The organism is Paenibacillus sepulcri (assembly GCF_042647105.1).
In the GTDB taxonomy this organism is placed as follows: domain Bacteria; phylum Bacillota; class Bacilli; order Paenibacillales; family Paenibacillaceae; genus Paenibacillus_Z; species Paenibacillus_Z sepulcri.
Genome location: NZ_JBHRUP010000001.1, coordinates 1,404,513 through 1,416,363, shown reverse-complemented (window position 1 = coordinate 1,416,363; position 11,851 = coordinate 1,404,513). Strand labels below are relative to the sequence as shown.

Genomic DNA, 11,851 nt, shown 5'->3' with positions numbered 1-11,851 from the left:
GAGCTGGAATAATTGACTGTAGATGCCAAAAAAGCAAGCATTGTCACTGACCTGTCGCTGGCACCGGAAGGACATTTGAAGATTGATTGGGTAGCGGCTCATATGCCGGTGCTGAACCGGATCCGCGAGCAATTCGAGAAAGAACAGCCATTCAAGGGGCTTAAAGTCTCGATTTCGCTTCATCTTGAAGCGAAGACGGCCTATCTGGCAAAGGTTGTTCAGGCGGGCGGCGCTGAAGTCACCATAACGGGCAGCAACCCGTTGTCCACACAGGATGATGTATGTGCTGCTTTGGTGGAAGATGGCATTACGGTATTCGCCAAATACAATCCGGATCCCAAAGAGTATAAAGAACTGATGATCAAGGCGCTGGAAACCAAGCCTGATCTCATTATTGATGACGGCGGCGATCTTGTATCGATTCTCCATGCCGAGCGTCCTGATTTGATGGAAAATGTGCGCGGCGGCGCGGAAGAAACGACAACGGGTATTCTGCGGCTGAAAGCGATGGAAAAGGACAGTTCGCTGAAATTCCCGGTTGTAGCGGTGAATGATGCATTTTGTAAATATTTGTTTGACAATCGTTATGGCACAGGACAGTCGGTATGGGACGGCATCAACCGTACCACCAACCTGGTCGCTGCAGGCAAAACGGCTGTGGTTGTCGGTTATGGCTGGTGCGGCAAGGGAGTAGCTATGCGTGCCAAGGGATTAGGCGCTAATGTAGTTGTAACCGAGATCGATCCGATCCGTGCGGTTGAAGCCTACATGGACGGTTTCACGGTTCTGCCGATGATTGAAGCGGCCAAAGTCGGCGATATTTTCGTCACCGTTACGGGCAATCGGGACGTCATTCGCGGCGAGCATTACGAAGTGATGAAGAATGGCGCGATTCTGTCGAATGCCGGCCATTTTGATATCGAGGTCAACAAACCGGAGCTTGAGGCTTTAACGGCAAGCAAACGCGTCGTAAGACGGAATATCGAAGAATTCAAATTAAAAGATGGCCGCAGCATTTACCTTCTGGCGGAAGGGCGACTGGTCAATCTGGCAGCAGGGGACGGACATCCGGCGGAAATCATGGATATGACTTTCGCCTTGCAGGCGATTTCGCTTAAATATGTAAATGACAACTATCAAACAATCGGGGCTAAAGTTGTTAATGTTCCTTACGAGCTGGATCAACGGGTTGCCGAATACAAGCTGGCTGCTATGGGTATGGCGATCGACAAGCTCACAGACGAGCAAAAAGCCTACCAAGAAAGCTGGACCGAGCATTAAGCAATAACTAATCGCTGACAACCAAGCTGGGGTTCTCATCAAAAAACCGTTTGAGCAGGATTCCAAAAGAATCCGCACAAACGGTTTTTTGCGTTCCACCCAGCCCAAACCAACCAAGCCCCGCCACATTGCCACAAACGTTATCCAAAGATCATAGGCCCAGAGCGGCCAACAAGGGCGCGCAAAAAGTAAAAGAGTGTCCCAAAGGGACGAAAACGAATCCGGGCACATACCAGCTGGCTCCCATCTCAATGCCACAAACGTTATCCAAAAATCATAGGCCCAGAGCGGCCAACAAGGTGTGAAAAAAGTAAAAGTGTGTCCCAAAGGGACGAAAACGAATCCGGGCACACACCAGCTAGGTCCCATCTCAGTGGCACAAACGTTATCCCAACTCGGGTGTCCAGAGGGCGGAGCCCTTGGGGTCCCCCTCCGGGGGATTTAGGGGGACTCTCCCCATCTCATTGCCACAAACGCTATCCAAAGATCATAGGCCCAGAGCGGCCAACAAGGGCGCGCAAAAAGTAAAAGTGTGTCCCAAAGGGACGAAAACGAATCCGGGCACACACCAACTGGCTCCCATCTCAATGCCACAAACGTTATCCCATTCGGGTGTCCAGAGGGCGGAGCCCTCAGGGTCCCCCTCCGGGGGATTTAGGGGGACTCCCCCCATCTCATTGCCGCCAAGGCTATCCAAAGATCATAGGCCCACAGCGGCCAACAAGGGCGCGCAAAAAGTAAAAGTGTGTCCCAAAGGGACGAAAACGAATCCGGGCACACACCAGCTGGCTCCCATCTCAATGCCACAAACGTTATCCAAAAATCATTAGGCCCAGAGCGGCCAACAAGGTGCGCAAAAAGTAAAAGTGTGTCCCAAAGGGACGAAAACGAATCCGGGCACACACCAGCTAGGTCCCATCTCAGTGGCACAAACGTTTGGATTGTCAACAGTAAATCAGACAACCTTTTTAAGGGCTTCTTGGCGATACTGAATAGGCGTCATATAGCCTAATGTTCCATGAATGCGATGCTTGTTGAACCAATTAACATAATCGTTTAATTCCAGTTCCAAGTGACGAAGGCTCTGGAAGTTCATCTGGTTTACGAACTCTGTTTTCATGATTTTGTAGGTGGCTTCGGCTACAGCATTGTCGTATGGACAGCCTTTCGCACTTAGAGATCGGCCGATTTCAAAGGTACCTAGAAGCTCGTCTATCTTTTGATTTTTAAACTCGCTGCCACGGTCCGTATGAAACCATTGAATATAACGCAAATCGCCCTGGACGCTCGCAAAGGCGCGGGAAATCAGAGCAGCGTCTTTATTCGGACCTGCACTGTGGCCAATGATCTCTCGATTGAACAAGTCGAGCAGCACACAGATGTAATGCCACCTGTTCTGAACCTTCACATAAGTCAGATCACTGACAACGAAGCGCTTTGCTTCCTCCTGCTCGAATTCGCGGCCCAAAACATTCTCTGTTGTTGCTTCATTAGGAGTGGTTTTATGGGGCTTATATTGAGCCACTGTGTAGGTCGAGACTAGCCCTTGCTCTTTCATAATCCTTCCAATTCTACGTCTGGAAACGACGATTCCGCGTTCCTGGAGCTTAACCTTAATCTTTCGTGTACCGTAAGCTTTTCGGTTATTGTGGAATATCTCTACAATCGCTTCGGTTATATCGTCTTCGTTCAATTGTTCTTTCGCGTCGTAGTAATACGTACTTCTTGCAATTTGCAGGACGTCGCACATTGCTGATACCGAGTATTTATCACGGTTATTCCGGATGATAGCTACTTTCGTCCCATGATCAGCGCTGCTTGCTTTAAAATATCCACTTCCATTTTCAGACGCTGGTTCTCTTTTCGTAAAGCGATCAATTCGTTCTCGTCTGACGAGCGATTGTCCTTCTCCTTGAAGGAACCGCTTGTCTCATCTTGTTTGATCCAGCGGTCTAAAGCAGAGGCTGTGAGGTCATATTCCTCCACAATCGCCGCTCTGGACTTCCCATTTTTATAGAGCTCCACCAGTTGTTTTTTGAATGCTGGAGTAAAGGTACGTCGTTCTTGTTTTGGCATTGTAGAGATCCGCTCCTTCATAATGATAGGTTCATTCTACAAGCCCTTATTTTTTCTGTCCAACTAAGTGTAGACGATCCACGTTATCCCAACTCGGGTGTCCAGAGGGCGGAGCCCTTGGGGTCCCCCTCCGGGGGATTTAGGGGGACTCCCCCCATCTCATTGCCACAAACGTTATCCAAAGATCATAGGCCCACAGCGGCCAACAAGGGTGCGCAAAAAGTAAAAGTGTGTCCCAAAGGGACGAAAACGAATCCGGGCACACACCAACTGGCTCCCATCTCAATGCCACAAACGTTATCCCATTCGGGTGTCCAGAGGGCGGAGCCCTTGGGGTCCCCCTCCGGGGGATTTAGGGGGGCTCCCTCCATCTCAATGCCACAAACGTTATCCAAAAATCATAGGCCCAGAGCGGCCAACAAGGTGCGCAAAAAGTAAAAGTGTGTCCCAAAGGGACGAAAACGAATCCGGGCACACACCAGCTAGGTCTCATCTCAGTGGCACAAACGTTATCCCATTCGGGTGTCCAGAGGGCGGAGCCCTTGGGGTCCCCCTCTGGGGGATTTAGGGGGGCACTCCAATTGCAACATATCCCCCCTCATTCCCGTCTAGGAAACATACACAAAAAAATCCACAATTTTCTAAAAGGGGGAATCACAAAATGAACATGGTCAACACTGTAAAGCTCCGCCGCAAAGGGTTGAAATTGTACATCACAGCCGTAATCTCGGCGATCCTGCTCATTGCGGCAGGCTGCTCATCCAGCAGCTCCAACACGGATAGCGGAAATTCAGGAAATAGGCAAACGAGCAATGCTTCAAGTATGCAAAATCAATCGGCGCAATCTTCCGAGGCAGCAACGGAGCAGGCAGTTCCGGCAGCCGACAGCGGTATGAGTGCAAATACCGCTTCCGGAACGCCGGTGAACAACACGGCAGAAGCGGAGACGGGAATGTCCACAGGCCCAGACATAGATGCCGACGGATTCAGCCGCAAGCTGATTTACCACGCAAATATCACGATGGAAGTGAGCGACTATGGCCAGTCGCAGACGGAGCTGAAAAATATTATCCATTTGTCAGGAGGTTATATTCTGGAGTTTGGCGACCAGAAATCCGCAAATGAGCTGGGTGGCACCTACACGATCAAGGTTCCCGCTTCAGGCTTCCAATCCTTTCTCAGTCAGTTGGAGAAGCTGAAGCATCTGGATTATCAAAGCAGCATGAAGGGCACAGATGTGACCGAGGAGTATGTGGATCTGGAAGCCAGACTGAAATCCCGGCAGGTGGTCGAAGCCAGATTGATTGCGTTTATGGACAAAGCCACACAGGCGGATGATCTGTTGAAGTACTCCAATCAGCTTAGCGAGGTGCAGCTGGAGATCGAAAGAATCAAAGGGAGAACGCGTTATCTGGATCAGAATGTGTCGTTCTCCACCATTGAGCTGAGGATGTATCAAAATGCGGGATTCTCTGATTCGTCCCAGCAAGCAAAACCACCCTTATTGGATCGTTCGCTGGATGCCATGAAGGCCAGCACTTCATTCATCAATCATTTTGTTCAAGGACTGTTTGTTGTTATAGCGGGGGCGCTGCCAATCATAGCAATAGCTCTGGTGATCGGTGTTCCGGGATATTTCATCTATCGAAGAAAAAGCAGAAGCAGGCGGCACCCGGTAGAGGCAGGCGGAATAAAGCTGAATGAAACGGAAGAACAAGAAAAGCAGGATTGAAATATTAAATACCTTTATATTTCTGGCATGAGCTGCATCAAAGCCTTCTGGGGCTTAAGATGACAGCTCATTTTTATTGGACCAGCGTTTTATCACCCACATGCCGCAGGGCATTGCGGATCGCGGCGGCTTTGGCGAGACGCTGCCGCTCATCCTCGCTGGAAACAACGAACTGCGGCATTTGATAAAGTTCGATAAGCGCTTCTTTGCTGGCTTCTGCCGCATCGTAGTCATTGCCGAGGAGATAATGGGCTACCTGGTAGCATAGCTGTTCGACCGGGCGTAACAGCTCGATTTTTAGATCGGCGGTAGGAATCATGGCTTCAGTCGGACGCTCCTTTTATCCAAAATAGTAAACAGAAGTCGGGCTCGATAGCTCTAGCTTACACGAAGCTTGTTGTTAAAAGGTTTCAAAAGTGTAACAAGATTAATCACATAAATTATTCTTAATAATTGCATGCAAAAGGAGGATTTCAATTTCAGGTGGCGAATAGATCAACATTAGTGGTGAAAAGTGGGGCAAAGTGGCGGGCTTGAACCAAGGGGGTGAAGCGGCCGTGTTTATGGGGGAGTTCCAGCATAGCATTGATGACAAAGGCCGTATCATTATTCCAGTCAAGTTCCGTGAAGGACTCGGCGAGCAATTCATCATTACGCGTGGTCTGGACAACTGTTTATTCGTATACCCGATGAGCGAGTGGGGCGTATTGGAGCAAAAACTGAAGTCGCTGCCTCTCATGAAATCGGACGCCAGGGCGTTTTCCCGGTTTTTCTTCTCGGGTGCGACTGAATGCGAGCTCGATAAACAGGGAAGGGTAAATGTACCCAATACATTATGTGAGTATGCGAAGTTCAACAAAGAATGCGTCGTGATCGGAGTTTCGAACCGGGTGGAAATCTGGAGCAAATCGATTTGGGAGGGCTACTTTCAGCAATCGGAAGAGTCATTCAATGAAATTGCGGAGAAGCTTGTTGATTTTAATTTTTAGCATGATTTTTTTAGAACGCGGGCCCATGCCGTTTGACGGCAAAGGTACCTTTGAGCCGGGAGGGCTGCAGCTTGTTTCAACATATAACGGTGCTCAAAGAAGAAGCGGTTGAAGGTTTGGCAATCAAGCAGAATGGCATCTATGTCGATTGTACGCTCGGTGGTGCCGGCCACAGTGAAAGCATTGCATCCAAGCTTGGGGAGGGCGGACGTCTTATTGCGCTCGATCAGGATGAATGGGCGCATGATAACGCGAAGATCCGTCTTGCTCCATACCTCGATAAGGTAACGCTGGTCAAACGGAATTTTCGCGATCTGGAGCAGGTTCTGCAGGAACTGAATATTGACGGGGTTGATGGTGTCTTATTCGATCTGGGCGTGTCCAGTCCGCAGCTTGATGAAGCGGAGCGTGGATTCAGCTATAACCATGATGCTCCGCTCGATATGAGAATGGATCGTCAGGGTGATCTGACAGCAGGAGAAATTGTGAATACCTGGGATGAACGGGAAATCTCCAGAATCATTTCGACCTATGGGGAGGAGCGGTTTGCCAGGTCAATTGCCCGCAAGTTCATCCAGGCCCGGGAACTGAAGCCAATTGAGAATACGGGGGAACTTGTCGAGCTGATCAAATCCGGCATACCTGCAGCAACAAGGCGGACCGGGCCGCATCCGGCCAAACGGACTTTCCAGGCTCTGCGCATCGCGGTGAACGATGAATTGGGAGCGGAAGAATCAGCATTGGAACAAACCATTAATGTTTTGAAATCCGGAGGAAGAGCGTCGGTTATTACCTTTCATTCCCTCGAAGACAGAATTTGCAAGCAGATGTTCGCGAAATATGTGGAGACCTGCACATGCCCGCCGGACTTTCCGATTTGTGTATGCGGGCGCAGCGGCCGGCTGAAGCTGGTTAACCGCAAACCGATTGTGCCGGGCGAACAAGAGCTTGAACAGAATCCCAGAGCGCGGTCGGCAAAACTCCGGATTGCCGAGAAATTATAAATTAAGTTGAGCAGAGCGTTAAATCAGGCAAGAAGATAGGACAATAGGGAGGAACAAAATGGCTTACGTAAACGGCAATCTTGCACTTCAACCGAAACGCAAACCGGACCCTAAGCAGCAGTACCGCGAGACGAAGAAAGTTCAGATTAAACGGAAATCCATGCCTGTGCAAGAAAAGCTGCTTTATCTGTTCACGATTATTGTTTGTGTCATTGTTGCGGGGGTCATTATTTTCCGTTACGCGCAAATCTATGAAATGGATAAGAAAATCAAAGATATGACGCGAGATTATACGACGATGCAGGTAGAGATGAAAGAGCTCAAGAAACAGGTGGAAACGCTGAAAAATCCCGAGACCATTCAGGATCAGGCCAAGATGCAGGGTATGGTCGAGGATCCTAACGAACCGATCAAGGTGAGAACAGGGAGTAAAGAGACAGAAACCGCAATGAATAAGGAATAAGGTGATCAGCTATGACAAAAAGGATAAAACTGCGTACGCTGCTGGTCGGAGGGTTGATTACCCTCTTTTTTGTTGTTCTCGTAGGCCGAATCTATTGGGTCCAGGTTGTCAAGGCCGATTACTGGGCGGATAAAGCCCGGGATGTCTGGTCCAGATCGGAGAAGCTGGTTCCAACCAGGGGAACCATCTCCGACAGGGATGGCAATGTCCTGGCGATGGATGTGCTGGCTTACAACGTCTCGGTTAATCCGAAGCTTATCAACAAGCTCAAACTGGAAGACCAGATCGTAAGCAAGCTTCACACGATTCTGGGAACATCGGAAAGCGACCTTCAGGAGATTGTAACCGCGAAGAACGATAAGGGAGAGTTTTATGTCAACCGCGAGGTGCGCCAGAAGGGCTGGCAGGTGGATAAGGAAGTCAAGGACCGGATTGAGAAATATAGAGACGAATTGATGAAGCAGACCAAAGAGCCGGATATCGGCATTTATTTGACAGAGGATAAGAAGCGGTATTATCCGAAGAACAATATGGCTTCCCATATCGTCGGTTATATGAACAACCAAGGCGTGCCTGTTATGGGGCTTGAGAAATCGCTGGACACGGAATTAAGCGGCAAGGAAGGCGAGATCGTTTATGAAAGGGACGGCAATGGCGTCATTCTGGAGGATGGAACGGTCAAATTCAATCCTTCCGTGGATGGAAAGAATGTCAAGCTGACCATTGATTCGGATATTCAGTATTATGTCGAAGAGGCGCTCAGGGAAGCTTGGAATGAATTTCATCCGAAAAGCATGACGGCGATCGCCGTAGATCCGCAAACGATGGACATTTTGGGGATGGCGAACCTGCCGGACTTTAACCCTAACGAATATGGAAAGGCGCAGCCGTCGGATTTCTATAACAGCGCGATTAGAGCTCTTTATGAGCCCGGTTCGACATTCAAAATCGTAACGCTGGCGGGGGCCGTTCAGGAAGGACTGTTTGATCCCAATGATCATTATATGTCCGGATCGATTCAGGTAGGAAAGCAGCAGGTTAACGATATCAAACGTGGCGGCTGGGGCGATATTACGTATCTGGAAGGACTCAAGCGATCCAGTAACGTGGCTTTCGTCAAGCTTGGTTATGAGAAACTCAAAGCGGACCGCCTGATGGATTATATCAAGAAGTTTGGATTCAATGAGAAAACGAATATCGAACTGCCGGGTGAAGCGGCTGGCTCCATTACCATTAATCCAAATATCGCAAGGGATGTCGCAAATGCTTCATTCGGTCAGGGGAAGGTGCAGGTTACGCCGATTCAGCAGGTTACGGCCGTTGCTGCTATCGCGAACGGAGGCAAGCTGATGCAGCCGCATCTGATCAAGGAAATCGATGATCCGGTGGCCAAAACATCTGTCGTTACGAAGCCGAAGGTCGTTCGTGAGGTTATTTCCGATAAGTCCGCGGAACTGGTGGGCGGATATTTGGAGCAGGTCGTCTCTGACCAAGAGATTGGCACAGGGAGAAACGCCTACATCGAAGGCTACCGCATCGCAGGCAAGACAGGGACAGCCCAAAAGGTTGTAAACGGTGCATATTCCAGTGATCAATATGTCGTATCTTTCATTGGTTACGCACCGGTGGAAAAGCCCAGAATCGCTGTGTATGTGGTAGCCGATGCGCCGGAAGACAAGCTACTGGGCGGCGGGGCGGTTGCGGCGCCGGTTTTCAAAAAAATAGTGCTGCAAAGTCTGCGCCATATGGGCGTCAGTCCAACAGTTGAGCCTGCCAAGGAATCCGCAGCGAAGGACTTGACCGTCACACTGCCGGAGCTGACCAATCTTACTCTCGATCAGGCCAAGGCACAGCTTACCTCGCGTTCGCTTACACCCGAGGTCATCGGCAAGGGCAATAAAATTTTGCAGCAAATTCCAAAAGCAAATTCAGCGGTCAATCCCACGCAGCGTGTTTATTTGATCACGGAGAACCGGAGCGAGCTCGCGATTCCGAATATGAGCGGTCTGTCCCTGCGCGACGCAATGGAAATCTGCACGCTGCTGCAAATCAAATGTGTGACTGAGGGACAAGGTTTTGTCACCTCGCAGACACTTGCCCAGCTGAAAGGCGAAAAGGTCTTGAAGCTCACATTGGCTCCTCCCGCAGACCAGACATCAACAGAGGACGGGGATGCGGAAAAGCAGGAGGAAGACAAGAAAGAGTAAGATGCCGGTAAAGGATAGCTTGTTCTAACCCCTTTTTAAACCGAATAGGCTTGGATTAGGAAACGGATGTGCGTATGTTCCCGTTTTACGTGCTATTCGGAGGGGATTGCAGGTGAAAATTTCGAATGTTACCGTAAGGCGGCGCTTATTTATCGCGCTGATCATCGCTGTCGCTTCTTTTGCGCTCCTTATAGGCAGGCTCGCTTACGTGCAATTGTGGAAGGGCGAGGAGCTCGCGTCAAAAGCGGAAAACTCCTGGCGGAGGGAAATTCCTTTCTCGGCCAAGCGGGGGGAAATATGGGACCGAAACGGAACCAAGCTTGCGTATAATATAAGCTCGCCGACGATTATGGCGATTCCCGCCCAGATCAAGGATGCGCAGAAGACGGCAGCAGAGCTTGCGAGAGTGCTCGACATGACGGAAGACGCCGTGCTGACGACCATTACGAAAAAACAGTTGATCGTCCGTATTCAGCCCGGAGGCCGGAAAATCACAACGGACAAGGCCCAATTGATACGCGATTTGGCACTGCCGGGCGTTGTTGTGGCGGAGGATAACAAACGTTATTATCCCATGGGCAGCTTTGCTTCGCATGTGCTGGGCTTTACCGGGATCGACAATCAGGGCTTGACCGGTATTGAAGCGCAGTACAATGACATGCTTTCCGGAATCAACGGGAATATTTCATTTCTCTCTGACGCGAAAGGCCGGCAAATGCCGGGCTCTGCTGATTCTTATCTGAAGCCCAAGGATGGTCTGAATCTGGAACTGACCCTTGATAAGCAAATCCAGTCCATTATGGAACGCGAGCTGGATCAGGCCATGGTTAAATTCCAGGCGGACGACATCATGGCGATTGCGATGGACCCGAGTACGGGAGAAATTCTTGGAATGGCTAGCCGTCCTACGTACGAGCCGGATAAATATCGTGATGTTGATCCACAGGTGTACAACCGGAATTTGCCCATTTGGATGACCTATGAGCCGGGTTCGACATTCAAGATTATTACGCTTTCCGCTGCGCTTGAAGAAGGCAAGGTAAACTTAACCAATGATCACTTCTATGATCCAGGATTCGTGGAAGTCGGCGGAGCCCGCTTGCGCTGCTGGAAGAAGGGCGGTCACGGCTCACAGACGTTTCTGGAGGTTGTGCAAAATTCATGCAATCCCGGTTTTGTCGCGCTGGGCAACCGGCTTGGCAAAGATAAATTGTTTCAGTATATCAAGGACTTTGGCTTCGGCACCAAGACCGGCATTGACCTCGGCGGCGAAGAGAACGGGATCATGTTCAAGATGAGCCAGGTCGGCCCGGTGGAGCTGGCGACAACCGCCTTCGGCCAAGGGGTCTCCGTAACGCCGATCCAGCAGATTACGGCGGTCTCGGCGGCAGTCAACGGCGGAACGCTGTACAAGCCGCATGTTGCCAAAGCCTGGATCAACCCGGAAACCGGTGAAACGGTCGAAACGGTGGAGCCGGAGGCCGTGCGGCAGGTGATCTCGGAGAAAACCAGCCAGCAGGTAAGGGAGGCGCTGGAGAGCGTGGTGGCCAAAGGAACGGGGCGCAATGCTTTTCTGGATGGCTACAGGGTTGGCGGTAAAACCGGTACGGCGCAGAAAGTTATCAATGGGCGGTACTCGCCCAATGAGCATATCGTGTCCTTCATCGGCTTCGCACCTGCGGACGATCCCAAGATTGTCGTGTATGTGGCGGTCGACAATCCGCAGGGCATTCAGTTTGGCGGCGTCGTTGCCGCCCCTATTGTGCATAACATCCTTGCGGATGCCCTGCCCTATATGGGAATTGAGCCTCGTAAGAAGCAGATCGAGCGGGATTACAAATATGGCGAAACGCCAATCGTTACGGTTCCGAATCTTGTAGGCAAGACAGTATCCGATATTTACGAGGATATGAATATGAATTTCAATCTGACGTCAGCCGGCAGCGGAGACACCGTAATCAGGCAGGCACCGGCTGCAGGATCACGGGTGGAGCGGGGCTCGACGATCCGCATTTATTTGGCCAAGGATGATGAAAGCAATCATCCTTGACTATACTGGTAAGAGAATGTATAACAGGTACGGGTGATATGGCAGCAAG

The 11,851-nt window shown here is 50.4% G+C and carries 9 protein-coding genes; 7 read left to right on the top strand and 2 right to left on the bottom strand.

The genetic code is table 11. From position 1 onward, the window contains the following. The first annotated feature begins 12 nt into the window (after positions 1-12). On the top strand, positions 13-1,281 hold the full coding sequence (locus ACFOLF_RS06590) for an adenosylhomocysteinase (RefSeq protein WP_210037663.1): 1,269 nt from the start codon (positions 13-15) through the stop codon (positions 1,279-1,281). Positions 1,282-2,236: 955 nt separating this feature from the next. On the opposite strand, the gene ACFOLF_RS06585 is transcribed toward ACFOLF_RS06590, so the two are convergent. After that, positions 2,237-3,357, bottom strand: a protein-coding gene (locus tag ACFOLF_RS06585; protein ID WP_210047218.1) for an IS3 family transposase whose coding sequence is annotated in 2 segments (ribosomal slippage) — positions 2,237-3,108 and positions 3,108-3,357 — 1,122 coding nt in all. Because the reading frame shifts where the segments join, the coding sequence is not laid out codon by codon here. A 661-nt stretch (positions 3,358-4,018) separates the two neighbouring features. Here ACFOLF_RS06585 and ACFOLF_RS06580 point away from each other — a divergent pair. Next, positions 4,019-5,089, top strand: a complete 1,071-nt coding sequence (locus ACFOLF_RS06580) for a DUF4349 domain-containing protein (protein WP_210046583.1) — start codon at positions 4,019-4,021, stop codon at positions 5,087-5,089. Positions 5,090-5,162: 73 nt separating this feature from the next. Here the strand turns inward: ACFOLF_RS06580 and ACFOLF_RS06575 are convergent, their stop codons facing one another. Next, a complete protein-coding gene (locus tag ACFOLF_RS06575; RefSeq protein ID WP_210046582.1) occupies positions 5,163-5,408 on the bottom strand; it encodes a hypothetical protein in 246 nt (81 codons plus the stop codon). Between the two features lie 238 nt (positions 5,409-5,646). Here ACFOLF_RS06575 and mraZ point away from each other — a divergent pair, with 238 nt between their 5' ends. The 5 genes from mraZ to ACFOLF_RS06550 all read left to right on the top strand — a co-directional run bounded on the left by mraZ (position 5,647) and on the right by ACFOLF_RS06550 (position 11,802). Further along, positions 5,647-6,078, top strand: coding sequence for a division/cell wall cluster transcriptional repressor MraZ (gene mraZ, locus ACFOLF_RS06570; RefSeq protein WP_210046590.1), 432 nt, complete (start codon positions 5,647-5,649; stop codon positions 6,076-6,078). 71 nt (positions 6,079-6,149) lie between these two features. Continuing rightward, positions 6,150-7,082: a 16S rRNA (cytosine(1402)-N(4))-methyltransferase RsmH gene (gene rsmH, locus ACFOLF_RS06565; RefSeq protein ID WP_210046581.1), complete on the top strand. Its 933-nt coding sequence runs from the start codon at positions 6,150-6,152 to the stop codon at positions 7,080-7,082. A gap of 58 nt (positions 7,083-7,140) precedes the next feature. Beyond that, a complete protein-coding gene (locus ACFOLF_RS06560) occupies positions 7,141-7,545 on the top strand; it encodes an FtsL-like putative cell division protein (RefSeq protein ID WP_210046580.1) in 405 nt (134 codons plus the stop codon). 11 nt (positions 7,546-7,556) lie between these two features. After that, positions 7,557-9,752: a penicillin-binding transpeptidase domain-containing protein gene (locus ACFOLF_RS06555; RefSeq protein WP_210046579.1), complete on the top strand. Its 2,196-nt coding sequence runs from the start codon at positions 7,557-7,559 to the stop codon at positions 9,750-9,752. A gap of 112 nt (positions 9,753-9,864) precedes the next feature. After that, a complete protein-coding gene (locus tag ACFOLF_RS06550) occupies positions 9,865-11,802 on the top strand; it encodes a stage V sporulation protein D (RefSeq protein ID WP_210046578.1) in 1,938 nt (645 codons plus the stop codon). Positions 11,803-11,851 lie beyond the last annotated feature (49 nt).